The 16,589-nt window shown below is 32.1% G+C and carries 16 protein-coding genes and 1 riboswitch; of the genes, 2 read left to right on the top strand and 14 right to left on the bottom strand.

From position 1 onward, the window contains the following. Nucleotides 1–73: 73 nt before the first annotated feature. Nucleotides 74–162: riboswitch (glycine riboswitch) on the bottom strand. Nucleotides 163–380: 218 nt separating this feature from the next. From FGQ53_RS00515 to FGQ53_RS00450, 14 genes are all read right to left on the bottom strand, one after another. Further along, on the bottom strand, nt 381–3,023 hold the full coding sequence (locus tag FGQ53_RS00515) for a DEAD/DEAH box helicase family protein (RefSeq protein ID WP_138335121.1): 2,643 nt from the start codon (nt 3,021–3,023) through the stop codon (nt 381–383). A 3-nt stretch (nt 3,024–3,026) separates the two neighbouring features. Beyond that, complete coding sequence (locus FGQ53_RS00510; RefSeq protein WP_229090237.1) at nt 3,027–3,515, bottom strand: site-specific DNA-methyltransferase; 489 nt, start codon at nt 3,513–3,515, stop codon at nt 3,027–3,029. Between the two features lie 71 nt (nt 3,516–3,586). Then, the gene (locus tag FGQ53_RS00505; protein WP_138335120.1) at nt 3,587–5,080 is read right to left on the bottom strand and encodes a recombinase family protein; all 1,494 of its coding nucleotides are present in this window, start codon (nt 5,078–5,080) and stop codon (nt 3,587–3,589) included. Then, nucleotides 5,073–6,740 (bottom strand): recombinase family protein, encoded by a 1,668-nt coding sequence (locus tag FGQ53_RS00500; protein WP_138335119.1) that lies wholly within the window; start codon nt 6,738–6,740, stop codon nt 5,073–5,075. Before FGQ53_RS00500 ends, FGQ53_RS00505 begins: the two co-directional genes overlap by 8 nt. Then, the gene (locus FGQ53_RS00495) at nt 6,740–8,404 is read right to left on the bottom strand and encodes a recombinase family protein (protein WP_138335118.1); all 1,665 of its coding nucleotides are present in this window, start codon (nt 8,402–8,404) and stop codon (nt 6,740–6,742) included. Before FGQ53_RS00495 ends, FGQ53_RS00500 begins: the two co-directional genes overlap by 1 nt. A gap of 98 nt (nt 8,405–8,502) precedes the next feature. Next, the gene (locus FGQ53_RS00490; protein WP_001035198.1) at nt 8,503–8,658 is read right to left on the bottom strand and encodes a hypothetical protein; all 156 of its coding nucleotides are present in this window, start codon (nt 8,656–8,658) and stop codon (nt 8,503–8,505) included. A 503-nt stretch (nt 8,659–9,161) separates the two neighbouring features. Continuing rightward, the gene (locus FGQ53_RS00485; RefSeq protein ID WP_138335117.1) at nt 9,162–9,944 is read right to left on the bottom strand and encodes a DUF6994 family protein; all 783 of its coding nucleotides are present in this window, start codon (nt 9,942–9,944) and stop codon (nt 9,162–9,164) included. A gap of 15 nt (nt 9,945–9,959) precedes the next feature. After that, the gene (locus FGQ53_RS00480) at nt 9,960–10,565 is read right to left on the bottom strand and encodes a hypothetical protein (RefSeq protein ID WP_138335116.1); all 606 of its coding nucleotides are present in this window, start codon (nt 10,563–10,565) and stop codon (nt 9,960–9,962) included. Nucleotides 10,566–10,575: 10 nt separating this feature from the next. Next, on the bottom strand, nt 10,576–10,791 hold the full coding sequence (locus tag FGQ53_RS00475; protein WP_138335115.1) for a helix-turn-helix domain-containing protein: 216 nt from the start codon (nt 10,789–10,791) through the stop codon (nt 10,576–10,578). Nucleotides 10,792–10,918: 127 nt separating this feature from the next. Next, complete coding sequence (locus FGQ53_RS00470; protein WP_010707052.1) at nt 10,919–11,332, bottom strand: RNA polymerase sigma factor; 414 nt, start codon at nt 11,330–11,332, stop codon at nt 10,919–10,921. Between the two features lie 239 nt (nt 11,333–11,571). Next, nucleotides 11,572–12,447, bottom strand: coding sequence for an SPL family radical SAM protein (locus FGQ53_RS00465; RefSeq protein ID WP_000545649.1), 876 nt, complete (start codon nt 12,445–12,447; stop codon nt 11,572–11,574). Nucleotides 12,448–12,467: 20 nt separating this feature from the next. Next, on the bottom strand, nt 12,468–13,010 hold the full coding sequence (locus FGQ53_RS00460; RefSeq protein ID WP_138335114.1) for a ClbS/DfsB family four-helix bundle protein: 543 nt from the start codon (nt 13,008–13,010) through the stop codon (nt 12,468–12,470). 11 nt (nt 13,011–13,021) lie between these two features. Then, the gene (locus FGQ53_RS00455; RefSeq protein ID WP_138335113.1) at nt 13,022–13,636 is read right to left on the bottom strand and encodes a GyrI-like domain-containing protein; all 615 of its coding nucleotides are present in this window, start codon (nt 13,634–13,636) and stop codon (nt 13,022–13,024) included. Between the two features lie 53 nt (nt 13,637–13,689). Next, entirely contained in the window at nt 13,690–14,595 is a 906-nt protein-coding gene (locus FGQ53_RS00450) for a helix-turn-helix transcriptional regulator (protein ID WP_138335112.1), read from the bottom strand. A gap of 302 nt (nt 14,596–14,897) precedes the next feature. On the opposite strand from FGQ53_RS00450, the gene FGQ53_RS00445 reads away from it, so the two are divergent. After that, entirely contained in the window at nt 14,898–15,257 is a 360-nt protein-coding gene (locus tag FGQ53_RS00445) for a plasmid mobilization protein (protein WP_138335111.1), read from the top strand. Further along, complete coding sequence (locus FGQ53_RS00440) at nt 15,258–16,589, top strand: relaxase/mobilization nuclease domain-containing protein (protein WP_138335110.1); 1,332 nt, start codon at nt 15,258–15,260, stop codon at nt 16,587–16,589.

Raw genomic sequence — 16,589 nt, 5'->3', positions numbered from 1 at the left:
TCAACCCCAAAAGAAAGAGCACATGCAAGATACATGTACTCTGGAATGCTTAGATAAATGCTAAAAAGCGGTCTATCCTAGCTCTGTCCTTCTACCTGAGAGTTTGAGCAGTTACCTGCCTTGCCCCTTCGGTGCCTTTACGGTCTCTCCAGAGTTCCGTCCATTTACAGTCATGGAAAATCAAACGATTCTCCACTTCTATTAAACTTCATTCGGTGTTGGTATTTAATTGATTCTTATTTTACAAAAAATGTTGGCTTTTGTCAATGGATTTTGGAAAAATCTTATTTGGCTTGTTTTGGGAAATTCAATTTCTCTATTTTGAAATCGTTTAAAATTTCTTAAAATAATTTGTGAAATCATACATTCACCAATTTTCGCTATAGATCTTTTAAGTTACTATTTACAACTTCTCTGCTCATCTCATTATTAAAGAAAGGAAGACCGACGATACGATAACGTTCATCGTCCAACAAAGTTCTTGCCTCATCTCTTTCAGTAATTTGCAGTAAGAATTTCTCTTTCCAGCCTTCTTTACTATTTTTGAAGGTATTATTACTATCCAAAAATTGACTTCCTTTTGGCTCAATGAAAATCTGCCAAGAAGTATTTCCAACTTTTTTATCATTTGCAAGCAAGATAAAGTCAGGCTCAAAAGCACGCCCTTCATCAAAACTATAGATTTTCACTGCTTTCTCATTTCGCAAAAGATAAATATCAGACCACTTTTCCTGCAAATCATTCATCAATTCACGGATAGCACGCACCAGATATTTCTCCTCGCTTGTTCCAAAGTTATCATCATAGGCATACCAATCTAGTTGATCGATATTTTCAAAAATCTCTGTTTCAGACTTGGTTTTTTGTGACCGTCCAAACTCTGCATTCCCACTTACATTAACAGTATACTTTCTCAAGATACTCTCTTCAAAAACTTCACGTACAGGAACAGATTCAAAGTTAGCTGAACCATAAAAGCGCTCTTCCGTTGGAACGATATCTTTTTCAATGCTATATAAAAGCTGTTCTGCAATATAGAGTTTCTGGTCTGAAGTTAACTCACTTATTTGTGATAAAGAAGATTCTAGTATAATATTAACTTTCGAAAGCATTTCGATGAAGGCAGATACACCACTCAAGCCAAAGAAAGCTTTCTGTAAGTTTTTAAAGGTATACTGTTTATTGCGATTGATAGCTGCTCGAACAATATTGGGAGTAATTTCTTTTCCAAACTCGAAATTTAAGGTATTTATCGAATCAGTAGCAAAAACATCATCTTCTGAGAAAGCTTCAAAATCTCTTGTGTTAAAAGTCGGTAAACTGACATCAAAGGAACTCGGAATGAAAGAGGTATCCAACAAACTTTCTTGTCGTTGTTCAACATATTCTTGATAAGAAAGACGTTTATTCATCCAAACAAGACCATCTGTATAGGTTCGTGTTTGTTTGAAAGATTCTTTTAGCTTTAATTCACGCTCTTCTAAATTAACATCATCAAAAATTCCAGACTCACGCAAGACTTGCTTTAATTCAGAAATATATCGAGGATTGTTTGCTGAATGATAATGAAGCTGTTCTATGACACGAAGCTCATTGTTTTCATTTTCATCAAATTTACGAGTGAACTTCTCCTCGATTTGATTATCAATCACAAATGGATAATAACGTGCTCCACGACCGATGAGTTGCTTTTCTGAATTGGTAGTGTTCCCTGCGACAAAACCGTTCTTTGTTGTCTTACCATCACGAATATCGTAAAGGCGAACAATATCAAAAAGATTCAAAACATCCCAGCCTTCGTTGAGCATATCAACTGCAAAAATAGCACGAATTTCATTTGAAGGGAGTTCCAGAGTATTCAACTCTACTAAATTGTTGCTAGTCTTGTTTTTCCCATCAATCACGAGTAAGCGTTCACGGCGAAAATCTTCCTGCAATTCCTCAATTAAATCTTGAAAAGAAAGTCCAGACTCCTCAAAAAAAGCAAATGCTTTTTCCAAGATATTTTTTTGCTCCTCATCATTTGCAGTTAAGTTTTTTTGAGACTGTACTTGTTCTACTGACAGATTGGCTAACATATCCAAAAAAGCCTCTAAGTTTCCTTTATTTTCAGCAATTTTTTGCGACTTAAACAAGACCAAAGGTTTGAGGTTGATGCCATGTTTCAAGGCGATTTTCTTGCGGTATTGGCTGATAATGATTGCATGCAACATACGAGTTGGAAGTTCATTATCTACCAAGTGGAAAAGAACATCTTTAGAGTACTTATCCAAGCGGAACTCTTTCAAGTCATACTTGAAAATCAAAGATTTTTCATATTTTTTGGCAATATCTGGATTTGCTAAGTCAATGGTTGCTGTAAATTCAAATAAAGAAGATTTATGGGCTGTACTTTGAATGTTTTCAATCGTCGCCGTCCAGCTGTCGTTTTCATCTTTTTCTTTCTTACCGAGTCCAGCATTCAAGTGATGAGCCTCATCTGCCAATAACACAAGCGACAAATCTTCAAATTGCTCATAAGTTAGGCGATTTTCCCTTGGGGTATTTAAATCTTGGTGAAGTTTTTGAATGGTTGTAAAAACAATATTGATACTATCAGGCTGACTATCGGAAAAATCTGTCACTTCACGTACTCCCACCACTTGATTATCAATCGTTATTTTATCCGCAAACAAGTATTTTCCCATCTCATTAGGCAAGAAGTTTGCCCTTGTCTTGGTAAGAATATTGTCGTTATTCACAAAAAAAATAAAATTCCGTTCACCCTGTTTAAATTTTTCAAGGATAATCGTTGCCATCAGCAAAGTTTTTCCTGAACCGGTCGCCATATTGTAGAGGACTTGTTCTGGTTTTTTTCGATTGTTCTCATCCCTTTTGTAGTAGAGATACCTCCCTACCGCCTCTTTCTGGTAAGGACGCAGTGGAAATTTCAGATTTTGCGTGATATAGTCTGGAATGCTTGCCTTAAAGTCAATAAAGCCATTTTCACTGGCTTGCTTATAAATTTCATACACAAAAGCCATCACTTACTCCTCTCCATAGAAGTCTCTATTGAGTTTTTTCTCTTCTAGTGAAATACCATAGTCGCTATCATCTATCTCTGAGTAATTAACATACAGGTTATTATTATCCACCAACTCCAGCAAGACTTGTTTTTGTTCAGCTAGTGAAAGTTTTTCGAACTCTGACTTTTTCAACTTTTTAGGGTCGACACGATAAGATAGGAACGAAGACTTTTTAGCCTGTTCAAATAGTTGAGATAGAGTTTCAGGCTCTCTTGCCTCTAAGACTGTATTTTTAAAATCCTGGGCATCATTTTTCAGTTCACAATAAACAAATGAACCACCACCAGTCCAGTTGACGTCTTTAGAAATGCCACCCTGTTCACCGTCAATTACTTTTTTCAATCGCTCAACTGAAACCGTCTCAATGTAATCCATCTGTTCAATACCAATATATTGACGATTCATTTTGTGGGCAACAGCAGCTGTTGTACCGCTCCCCTCTCGTGTCAAGCGACTGACACAAAATTTATTGTCTATTTTTAGACAGCAAAAAGAGAGTGATTTCTCACTCCCTCTTGTGTCTATTTCCATATGATTTTTTGAACTATACTACCTTCACAGATAACTGACTCAACATACTTTTCCATAAGTTCCCGTGTAAGTTCATTATCTGTTACTACTTCTGTTTCATTAGAAGATAGTTTTATCTTTTCTTCAAGTTTCTCGATTTCCTTATCTATCTGGCTTTTTCTTTCTACAAACTTAACTTTCGTCATTTTACCAAGCTTATATTTTTCAAAATCAGACATTTTTTTCGCCTGAAGCTTTTCCATCTTCTTCTCTATATCTTTAATACTTATTTTTTCTTTAGGCTTCACTTCTGCTTCACCATATTTCTCTTTAATAAGTGCAAGCACCTGATTCTCTAACTTATCTACTCTTGAGTTTTTATGTTCTACATTATTGCACTTGCAGATCCTACAATGAAAATACTTATGTATTCTCATACTTCCATCTGGTCGCTTAAATTTTGATTGAGTAAGTCCCAGAATATGGTTACAAGTAGGACATCTTGCAAATCCTTGTAATGGAGAATGCTTTCTCCATGGATAGTCAGTATTTTTCCCTTTTAAGAAACTATTATTTTCTTTGATAGCTTGAACCTTTTCAAACTCTTCTCTTGAGATAATAGCTTCATGATGTTCATAAACTCTACCCCATTCCTCTTTGGGATTAAATTTAAAACTACCAGGAGTCAATACCGATTTTTCTTGCATATTGAAGACATAAGTGCCTGTGTAATTTTCATTGGATAAAATATCTACCACTGTACCATTTGTCCATGTTGGTGCATCTCTTGTATCTGATGATACTATGTTATATTCGTAATCCATATTGGTAAGTTCTTTTTTACGCTCGTTTGGTGTTGGTATATTCTCTTCATTCATAACTGCTGCAATCTTTCTTGATGCAAGTCCTGTAAGTGCTAAGTCATATACCTTCCTCACAATCCAAGCTGTCTTTTCATCGATAATGATGTTGTGCTTATCATCCGGATCTTTCATATAACCAAATGGTGGACTCCAAGCAAGAAACTTTCCTTGCTTCTTAAGTTCAGTAGTAACTGTCTTTACTTTCTGTGAAATATCTTTTGTATAAAAGTCATATAACAAACCTTTAAACTGGATATCAAGGTCTGTTCCATTTCCTTTTTCCTTATCACTATCATAGCCATCATTAATCGCAATAAATCTAATACCAAGAAAAGGAAATATATTCTCCAGATAATCACCGAGCGAAATATAATCCCTCATAAATCTCGATAAGTCTTTTACAATTATGGCATTGATTTTACCATTCTTAACTTCTTCTAGCATTCTTTGAAAAGATGGTCTTTTCTCATTTGTGCCTGTATATCCATCATCAATGTATTCTTCTCTTTGGAAACTTTTAAATTCATCATTTCTATCAAGAAAATCATTCAGGAAATACCTTTGATTGATGATACTTTCGCTCTCATCTTTCTTCATCTGATCTTCTACAGATAATCTAATGTAAAGTGCAATTTTACTCAATATTAACACCTCCCATCAAACTATCCATATTAAATTTAAAGATTATTTCAAAGTTATGATTGCCATAGACAATTATCTTTTCCACTAAGCTATGAATTAAATCAGATGGTAATTTTTCAACCTTTTTTGCCGAAAATACGTCCTTAATCCACTTAATAGATGTTTTCTTATCCCTTTCAAGGTCTTTTACAACCTTTTCAATAGCAATAACTTCATTATTGATTGTTGCAATATGGCTAAGAGCAATCTCTCTTTTAAGGCTATATACTTCCCTATCAATCTTGCCTAAGCTATATTCTTCATAAGCTTTTTGAATTAGGAATTCTTCCTTCTCCGTCTTAATTTTAAGCTTTGAAATATCTTCGTTTAGCTTATCTATACTTTCAAAAAACCTAGCAGACACTCTTTCTATTAGCTTTGCCTTGCTTGTAGCCTTAGTAATAAACTCTGCTACCTTTTCAGACATTGCCTTATCAAGCTCTCTTTCCATAATAAATACTCTTACTTCGTTATCTATCTTGCCTGTGCAAGTATCGTTTTGAAAAGAGTAATAAAGCCTATCATGGTTTGTCCCGTAAATTCTGGTTCTTCGATAAAGTTCCTTACCTGTTGCATTATTAAAAATCAAGCCCTTATATCTATTCTCATAATCTCTTTCAAAGTTATGCATCTCTGCACCAAAAGCATTGTTCTTTAATCTATTTGCTCGCCCTTGCAGCACTTTTTCAAAGTCTTCTTTTGAGATAATAGGTTCATGAGCATCCTCATAAATAATATGCTGACTTTCATCCACATATTGTTGCTTCATTCCTTTTGCAAGATTTTGTTGCTTAACACCTTGTACTAAAGTTCCTGTATATGCTCTATTAGTAAGCATTTTAGAAATTGTAGCTTTATTCCACTGTGGATCTCCATCTTGTCTATAAATTCTACCTGTTTTGTAATAGACGATTCCTGTCGCATAGCCCTTTGTATTAAAGTGCTTTGCGACCTCATACTGGCTTTTCCCCTCAAGTGTTAGTCGGAACATTTCTTCAACAATAAACCTAACATTTTCATCAACTTCTAACTTCTGTCCCTCTTTTAATTTCATTACCTTATATCCATAGGGCGGAACAGAACCAATAAAATATCCATTTCTTGCCCTATTGTGCTTACTTGTTTTTATTTTTACCGAAATGTCTTTAGCATACATATCGTTGACGATATTCTTAAGAGTTACTTCAAATGACTTCTTAGAATCTAAATCCTTAACGGTATCAACCTTATCATTAACAGAAATAAACCTTACTCCTAAGAATGGAAATACCTTGTCTATAAGTCTTCCCATCTCAAGATATTCTCTTCCAAGTCTTGATAAGTCTCTTATAATAATACAATTAATTCTTCTTTCACGAATATCTTGCATCATCTCCTGAAACTGTGGTCTTTCAAAGTTTGTTCCACTATATTCATAGTCTGTGTAGATATTTACGACTTTGATATTTTCCTTTAAAGCATACTCTTTGCAACAAAGCACCTGTGTTTCGATAGACGATGATTTCTCACGCCATTCTTCTTTTCTTTCACTGGATAATCTTGTATATACTCCCGCTTTATAAAATACCTTTTGTACTTGTTCTTCGTTTTTTCTTATATATCTTTTGGAAGTCCTTGCCATTAACAAACACCTCCAACTGCAAGCTTAGGTTCAGCTCTTTCTAAATGCTCACCAAATAACTTGTCCATTGATATTAATCTTGCCTTATGTGTGTTCTTAGCTTCAACCTTATCACTATCCACAATCGCTTGAAGCAGATTCACTGTTTCAATATTGTTGAATACAAAGTTAATTGCATTATCCTCTCCAATCTCAATACGATCTATAAAAGACACTAAAGACAATCGATTCAGTTCATCACTTCCAAGATTAGGAACTATCTCAGAAACGAAACTACCTTTATCGTTTATCTTCATTTTCAGTTCATCTACGATATTTTGCTTTGTAATAATTTGTTTCTCAATTTCTCTAATCTTGATAAGATAATTTTTTCTAAATCGTTCAAATTCCTCAGTCGTTATAAGCTCTTCTTCTAAATCCATATAAAGAGATTGTCTAAGTCTTTCATATTTTCTTTTTTCTGCATTTAAAGACTCAAAATCAACTTTCACAGTAAATTTTGAAACATCTATTTCGCTAACTTTTTTAAGCAGCTCATTGTACTTAGATAGATATTCATTTAATGCATGAATAGTTGCATGAGTAACATAGTCTTCTTTTACACTATGTCTTGAACACTCTCCAGCATTGTTATATTCAGAGCAAATGTAGAAAATCTTGTCTCTTACTTTTCTCCTAATCATAGGACTTCCACAATCTTTGCAATAAAGCATTCCAGATAGGATTTGTGGCTTATCTTTAGACTGTTTCACATCACGAAGTAGCATTTTGTTTGCAAGTGTAAAGATGGATTTTGATACTATGCTTTCATGAGCATTTTCTATTGCTATCCAGTCTTCTTTGGAAACATCGACTTCATGCTTTGATTTATAATTTAACTTTGTGGTTTTTCCTTGTTCCAGGACACCAATATAAACCTTATTTGAAATAATACGGTTTACCATCTTAGCATCCCACTTTGCTTTTTTCACAACAAAACCAGTATTGAAGTTATCACCATTATTTTCTTTGTGCTTTGATGGTGTAACTGTTCCAATACTGTTTAGAAAGTCGGCAATAGCCTTTGAGGAATAACCCTCTATTTTCATATTAAATATTCGCTCAATGATATGAGCTACTTCTGTATCAACTACAAGCTGATGTTTGTTCTTATCATCTTTCTTATATCCAAAAGGAGCAAATGATCCAATAAACTCGCCATTCTTCCTTTTCACCTTTTTTGATGATTTCACTTTCATAGAAATATCTCGACAATAACTGTCATTGATAAAATTTCTAATTGGAAGTATTAAATGTGTATCACTAACATCTGCATTATCACTATCATAGTTATCATTTACAGATATGAAGCGAATACCTTTTTCAGGAAATATCTTTTGCAGATACTTCCCAGACTCAATATAATCTCTGCCAAAACGAGATAAGTCTTTTACCATAATGATAGAAAACTTTCCTTTATTCAGGTCATCAATCATATTCTTGAAATTTGGACGCTCAAAATTAGAACCACTATATCCATCATCTACATATTCATAAGATAGATCTATGTTCTTTTCTTTAGCGTAAGATTTGATTATTTGTCTTTGATTTGAAATAGAGTTACTTTCATTGCTGTCTCCATCTTCTCTTGAAAGACGAAGATACATACACGCAGTATTTCTCATAACAATCCTCCTAAAATGATATTTTGGCAAATAGTCATTTCGGAAGATTACTTCTACCACCTATATTTTACCGCACCCTATTTCTCTTTGTCAGCCCCTCAAATTCTGACACAAGATTTACATAGATACATCTCAACAATATCAAGTAAATCAAGCTTTTCACTTTCGCTCGTAGAGTAGGTTATTTTCTTAGAATAATCATCGGCTATTTGCTTCTTATCCTTATCTTTCTTAACTTCTTTTTTCTTATTCATAGTCTTAACCTCACTATTTTTATAATAAGTTTTATGACATTGGTAGGTGCATTGGCTGCTACATTGGAATCTCACCACCGCCCCTTATTAAGACGAGCCGGCGTAAACTATTGAAGTATCATTATCACCATTCGTATCACAGAGATAGATTGCCACACCTATCCTTTATGTATTCCTATTTATCGCTCTTTTTCTTTTATCCTTGGCACTTACCAGTATTCATTTAAACCAATTTCTTAGCAGAAAAGTCTTGGCGTAGGTCATAATTCTCCACAAATGGATAACGTCCCACCTTGGTCTATTCAGTTGTCAAAGATCAATTAGCTTTCTGCTATGTAGGATTCTTTACTTAATAACGGAATAGATTTCTCTTCCACCTCAAAAGCAAAAAGGATAAATTCCCCCTACACTTTAATAGTGAAAATTTATCCCTCTTGGTAACCTATTTTATTAATTTTTTTGATAAAGAAAACGCACATTTTATTTAACTGGTGCTGAAATCTTTATAATAATATTTTTTTAGTTCTTTCTAGAATAATGATATTAAGATTTTTCATATATCTTATATATTCTTCTTCTGTGCTAGCAATCAAAATATCTTCTTTATCTAAAAAGACAACCTGATTGTTCTCTAAATCTGATTTAATTAAATCTATAATTTTATTTTGCTCATATATAAATCCTTCTAACTTGAAAAACTCGTTAAAGTTCTCAAATCCATTTTTACAATTATCATCATCAAAAAATAGTTCAAACCATTCATGGTAATTCTCTATAGCATAATCTATTTTTGAATTATTATTTCCCACAAACCATTCTTTTATAGCATATAGTGTTAAATCAAAACGATCATAATATCCTTTATAAATTCCATTCCTAATTTTAGGTTCTCCACCTCTAGCCTGATTAACAGTTACTAATTTTCCACCTCTAGGGAAAAGAATGTGTCCACCTATTGTTCTTGAAATACTCAAATGATCTAAAATTATTCTGTCGTTTAATCCTGCCTTTTTTGCCCAATAAATAGAAGCTCCTATATAGTCACTTGATAATAAATACTTATCCTTATCAATAAATAAAGTATAAAAATCTCCATTTCCAAAGTTTTGGCATTTATTACATGCAGATGTTATTTTAAGTTTTTCTTTTGAATCATCATCAAAAAACATCTCACATAAATCATCGTATAACGCCTTACTACATACATCAGGATCCTTTCTATTATATAATGAAAAACCTTTGGGAAAATAAGGATATAAATCAAATAGATAATTTTTAAACTTCATATTTATTATTCTCCATTAAATCTTTTTAGGCAATTTAAAGTCAAATTTTCCTCCAAGCACACCCGCACTTACTCCCGCAACTACTATAAGTGCTGTACTAATTGTTCCTATAAGTTTCCAGTTAAAGTCTCTTTTTTCTGTATCTTTCTTATTTACTCTATCTTCGATCTCTTTTTCCTGATTTCGTATTTCAGCATCATTTTCATTTGCCATTTTAACTAGTTCAACTTCTCTATTTAAAATTTCCGTAATTATCTCTGGCTCAAGATTCGGATTGTCTAAGAGTTTACAACAATCAGACTGTACCCTTTTAACCAAATCATAAAATAATTCCCTGCTTTCCATAGCAGAATCCATTTCTTTATTTGCAACAGAATAATATTCTTTTAAACTTCCATCATCTGATTCAATAATTGTATTTAGTACCCCTCTATACTCTGATAGTACAGATTTCATTAAATTCACAAATTCTGGAAATTGTGCTAATACTTCTTTTGCCACTTCTGGACGCAATTCTCCGATTTTAGAAGCAAAGCTTATAACATCACTTTTTGAAATATTTTTAAAATCTGTCCTTTTCATAATTGAAAGAATCTTATGCTCATCATCTGTATATTCCATAATACACCTCCTACTTACTACCTCTTTTAACATAATTTAATTCTATATCATATCCGAGAGCTTCCATCATGGATACAAAAGTCTTGTTAATAATATTATTTTGTTTTTTTATTATTCTATTGATGTATTGCCCAGTTGTTCCTATTTTTTCACCCAGTTGAGCTTGCGTTAAACCTTTTTCAATACATTTTATTTTCACATCAACTTCAATATTATTTCTTATCATTGTCTTCCTCGCTATTTTTTGTTATTTTATAACACGAATTAGATGATTTATTATACCAATTGCAGTTATTTTTTTCAATATTTAAAAAGAAGCAGACAAAATTTTCTTTGTCCGCTTCTTCTCATTACTACCTAAAGTCTTTCAGCAATTCTCTTAACTTGTCCAATATCTTATTTCTTCTCTTTATGAGAGCTGGATGAGATATTTTTTTCGTTTCAGCTACCGAACGAATAGTCTCATCATTGAAATAAAGTCTATCAATGATTTCTCTTTCTTCATCATTCAATTTTGACAGTGCATCTCGCACTGCCTCAATCATCATCTGTGTCTGAACGATCTTATCTACATCAAAACCCTCATCAACTATACTATCCTCAAAATGTCCATCATGATCAAAAGACGAGAAAAAAAGCAGGTGATTTTTTCTATCCACCTGCTTCAAATATTTTTCATGATTTTTTTCTTGCCAGTAGACTTTATAAATCTCTTCACTAACCTCCACTTTTTTTCCATTCACAAACAAGAAATAATTTTTTCGCATTTTTATTTTCCTCCATTTCTTTGTTTTCTTGTTTAAAACAAAAAAGGAGGACTTCGGCATTTATGCATACCGAATCCTCCATAATGGATGAAAAATATTAAATTATTTACATGGTAATCCTTATGATTTACTAAATTGAAAATATAAAAAAGGGCTTATATTAAGATATGTATCGTATTTAGTTCTTTGTGACACCATCTTTAAAAGTCCTCCTTAACCTTTTGTATTATTTCTATTTTCTAAAAATCAAATATACTAAGTTGTCTACTTATCTCTCTTTCTTCAAATTCTTTCAAGTAGCCAAAAATAATATCATTGTCATGCATTATTTTCTCTTTTTCGCAAAAGTCATGAAAGATCTTCATTAATTTAGAATTATTCTTGCTGTTAGCAATATAGCTATTTCCAAATGTTTTAATATATTTATCTTTAACCTTGGGGAATTTTTCATCTAATGCACAATAGAAATACTCTCTATTCCCTTCTCTTAAAGTGAGACCTATACCAAAGCAAATTATCCCCTTTACTTCTGCTTCCTTGCAATAATTTAAAATGCCCATTAGATTCTCTTCAGTGTCATTGATAAAAGGTAAAATTGGACTTAACCATACAATTGTAGGTATCCCTTCATCTCTTAAAGCAAGTAAGGTTTCAAATCTTTCCTTTGTTGTAGAAACATTTGGTTCAAGCAATTTACATAGCTTTTCATCATAAGTAGTAAGTGTCATTTGAACAACACACTTAGTCTTGGCGTTTATTTCTTTCAATAAATCTAAATCCCTTAACACATTTGATGATTTTGTTATAAGCGTTATGCCGAATCCATATTTGTTCACTACCTCAAGTGCCTGCCTTGTATAATTTAATCTAAGCTCTTCTTTAATGTATGGATCTGTCATAGAACCTAATCCAATCATACATTTTTTGCGTTTTCTTCTTAAAGAATCTTCTAAAAGTTGTAGGGCATTTTCTTTAACTTCTACATCTTCAAATCTATGGTTTATCTGATAGCATTTACTCCTTGAGTCACAATAAATACAACCATGTGTACAACCTCTGAATAAATTCATTCCATTTTTTGAAGATAATATTCCTTTTACCTTCATAAAATGCATTCTATCATCTCCATATCTGCTTATTTTTTCTTACAATTTTTTTGATGTGCTTTTAATTTCTTCATCGCCCAATCATAGTGGCTTGAAGTAGTGCTTACAAAGTACGAACCGAGTACACTTCCTCCTACCCACTTATAGACATCTTTTGAAAACAGTTCTTTATTTGTAAATCTTTCAGCTAATTCTAAAATATCTTTATGGGATTTATGAAACATTTCTTTTGCATCTTCAAGAGAAGTGTTTTGATGTTTTCTCCAAAACTCCACATTCATATCTCCATAAGTTTTCCAATTATATGGAGCTGGAATAAAAGGTTTTGCCACTCCCTTTAAATTTGTATCTACCCAATTCAAAAGAAGCTGGTGCCATTCATATAAATGGATCAAAATATCTCTTAGATTTTTATCTCTTTTCCAATGAGCCTCTTTCTTTTTTTCATCACTTGAAAAGTCAAAAGGTGTATTTAATTCTTCGTCAGACAGCTTAGCAATTAACACGTTCAACTTATCATAGTTTTCTTTCGCTGCAATCATTAAATCTTCTTTTGTTCTTGGTCTTGGCATAATATTTCCTCCTACTTTACGCTATATCTCAATATGGTTTTTAAGTTTTCTTCTGATGTTCTATTCTTGTTGCTCAAATAGATTTCTGTATGATAATCAAATTTTCTTAAAAGACCATGTTTTTCCATAAAACTTTCTAGTTTTTCAAATGAATATGGTTCTGTGTCAAAACTTCCAATATGTAAAATCTGTACTGCTTTGCCAACTTCTACATTATCAAAAATGATTTCATCATATAATTTATTCGGTTTTTTCTCTCTAACATTCTTAATAGCTAAATCAAAAATATCTCTTGTAATAAAATCTGGCTGTTTAATCATAATTACATATTTCAATTTATTTTTATCAAATTGTTCTCCAGAGTTTTTTCTCCAGATGCCTTCGAGTGGAAATACAGCAAAGTCTTTGTAAGAAGAATTATTTTCATCTATATTCGTCTTTTTAAATAACATTTTTATACCATATGCTAATGTAAACAATGCCGAAACTCTATCTGAAAAATCAGTTAAATTGGAGTTGCCTTCTCCATTTATCATAATGAACTTCTGATTAGGAACATCTATTATTTCCGCTTTTTGCTTCGCTCCATATAAATATTTTTCCTCTTTTTTCCATTCATATTTCATAGCAAAATTCTCCTTTGTACTGATAAATATATTATACAAAAGTTAACTTGACATCATATGTCATATTTATATTTTTTATCCATAAAGTTTATTATGTTTTTTATTTTATCTCGAATTTCTTTCGGTTCTAACACCTCTGCCGTATCTCCATAAGAGAATATATAGTTATATAAATTGTAATTATTGGGAAGTTCTACTGTAGCATATAAATTTCCATCTTCATCTTCTTCAATAGCACTGGATACTTCATCATATACTCTAAAAGCCATTTTTCTATCAAATTTTACTTTAACAAATACAGTTTCCTCATACTCCATTTCTTTTTTTAAGACGATATTATCAAAATCATCTTCAAAGGTATTTGATAAAATTTCAAATTCTTTTATGCGTGACAGCTTAAAATATCTAAAATCATTTCTGGACAAACAAAATGCATACACATACCAATCCCATCCTTTAAAAAGGAGTCTGATTGGCTTTACTTCTCTGCTAGTTTCTTTTTTATTGCTGGAAAAATATGTAAAACTAACAATATTTTTATTGATGATTGCTGATTTTATATCTTTAAATAATTCATCATAGGATTTGCTTCGTTGCCAATTTGTAAAATCGACTTCTATCCAGTTGGTATTTTTAGTTTTAAATAAAGCAGTTAATTTTGTTAAAAGTTCATTTTCGTACTCTTTATTTGTCAGTTCCAAACCTTTTAAGGCAATCAAAATTTGTTCTTGCTCGTTCTCAGAAAGAAATGATTTTTTCAACACAAAATCATCCGCTATTTCTATTCCACCACCTTTCCCTTGGGTGGCATAGATGGGAATTCCGGCACTGCTAAGGACATCAATATCTCTATAAATTGTCCTTATTGACACTTCATATTTTTCCGCAAGTTCATTTGCCGTTACTTTTCCTTTTTCCAGTACATAATACAAAATTTTAAACAATCTATTGTTTTTCATTATTTAACCACTCCTAGTAGTTACTATTATACCATAAATATGACATTTTTTGTCATGTTATAAATGAGTTTTAGATAAAACGCTGACATTAACTTCTATACTTGGTATAATTAAGACACAAACTCATATCTCGCTTAACGCTTGTTTGACAAATCATTCTTATGTAGCAAGCACAGTAAGTGTGTACCCACTTACGAAAAATCGATGAAGCAGCCCCTCGTGGAGTTGCTTCTTTTTTTATCAATTTTAGCTTGTTAGGGAGTACCCTAAGACCCCAACTTTTTTGAAAGGAAGTGACAAACATGACAAATAGAATTAGAAATGTTCAACTGAAAATAAACTTAACAGAAGAAGAAAAAGCACTTTTTGAAAAGAAAATGAAGATGGCAAAGTGTAAGACTATGAACCATTTTCTAAGAAAAGTAGTATCTGAATCAGATATTTATGTTGTCGATTTACATCCATTTAGAGAAATACAAGGACTGCTTTTTAGGTATGCAAGTAGTGTAAACCAAATTGCTAAACGAGTTAATTCGACTGGTGTTATTTATAGCGATGACATCAAAGATATGCAGTCCCAAATTGAACATCTATCAAAAGAAATATGGCAAATACATTCCCTACTGCTCAATAAAACTACCAATAAAGGAGATGACATATAAATGGCAATTACAAAGATACATCCAATTAAATCTACTCTTAATCTTGCTATTGCTTATATAACAAATGAAGAAAAGACAGATGAAAAAATATTGGTGAGCACAAATAAGTGCTTTGCTTCTACTGCCCATACTGCTTTTATGAAGACTAGAGAAGATAATAAAGTTAATGGAACAGTACTTGCAAGACACCTCATTCAATCATTTATGCCTGGTGAAGCTACTCCAGAAATAGCACATCAAATCGGAATGGAACTTTGTAAGAGAATACTTAAGGATCAGTACGAGTTCGTACTTACTACCCATATAGATAAAGGTCATATCCATAACCATATCATCTTCAATAATGTAAATATGGTTACAGGCAAGTGCTATCAATCCAACAAGAGAAGCTATCATCAAATTAGGTATCAAAGTGATAAACTATGCAAAGAAAACAACCTATCTGTTATTGATAAGTTCTACGTAACTTATAGAAAAAAATATAAAACTAATGGTAAGTCATGGTATGAAAATAACCAATTTAAAGAAGGTACTTCTTGGAAAAGTAGACTTCAATTTGATATAGATAGATCCATTAAACAATCCAATGATTGGGATGATTTTCTAAATAGAATGGCTACCCTTGATTATGAAATCAAGTATGGAAAGCATATTGCGTTTAAGCACAAGGACAAAGAAAGATTTATAAGAGCTAAGACTATCGGAGAAGATTATACTGAAGATAGATTAAAAGAGCGTATCTTAGATAATACTAATCAAAGAACCTATACTGTTAAAAAACGTGTAGGCAATATTATAGATATTTCAAATAATGAAAAGATAAAATCAAGCAAAGGCTATGAGTATTGGGCTACAAAACATAATTTAAAAACTGCAGCCGACACTGTACTTTTGATGCGTGAAAAAGGATTTAAGTCTATCTCCCAGCTTGATGAATACATTAAAGAGAGTGCATTAAAAAGACAAGATTTACAGGATCAAATCAAAGTTGTTGATAACAAAATTTCAACTCTATCAAATATTATGGAACAAGTTCATACCGTAAAATTGTATCGTCAAATCTATCTGGAATATAAGAAAGATCCATTTGATACGGCTTTTTTTGAAGAACATAAATCAGAAATAACACTCTATGAAAATGCCCTTTCAGACCTAAAAAAATCTTACTCAAAACTTCCAAACTCCAAGGATATTTTGAAAGAGCTTGATTCATTGCATGAAAAAAAGAATACCCTAATGCAAGAGTATTCTTCTGCAAAATCTGATATGAAAGAACTGTATCAAATCAGAAAAAATTATGAGAAATATATGAGTAAGGAGATGGAAAGGTAA

Origin of the sequence: Streptococcus mitis (genome assembly GCF_005844455.1) — a bacterium.
GTDB lineage: Bacteria > Bacillota > Bacilli > Lactobacillales > Streptococcaceae > Streptococcus > Streptococcus mitis_BF.
Note: the sequence above shows the minus strand (reverse complement) of the source record. Positions and strands in the feature narration are given on the sequence as shown.